This is a genomic window from Rahnella sp. PAMC25617 (assembly GCF_050606005.1).
In the GTDB taxonomy this organism is placed as follows: Bacteria; Pseudomonadota; Gammaproteobacteria; order Enterobacterales; family Enterobacteriaceae; genus Rahnella; species Rahnella variigena.
In genome coordinates, this window is sequence record NZ_JBOCUM010000163.1 from 1 (window position 1) to 201 (window position 201).

1 protein-coding gene is annotated in these 201 nt (G+C 43.8%); it reads right to left on the reverse strand.

The window, feature by feature from the left end; genetic code table 11:
• A partial coding sequence (locus tag ACM615_RS24085; RefSeq protein ID WP_431012660.1) for a glutamate--tRNA ligase family protein occupies nucleotides 1-116 on the reverse strand: 116 nt, incomplete at its 3' end.
• Nucleotides 117-201 lie beyond the last annotated feature (85 nt).

The following is a 201-nucleotide window of genomic DNA, read 5'->3' on the forward strand; positions in this document are numbered from 1 at the left end:
CATTTCCCACCCATTTTGCGTGCAAAAAGGTAATTATAAAGTGCGGTACGTGCACCGCCGATATGTAAAGGCCCCGTGGGTGATGGAGCGAATCTTACTCGAACTTCTCTACTCATGGATTTCTGTGTCAATACCCCCGTCAGTAATTGTGAAGGCTTGTTTTGATTTTTTATTATCAGGCTGCAAAGATAGGGAATTGCA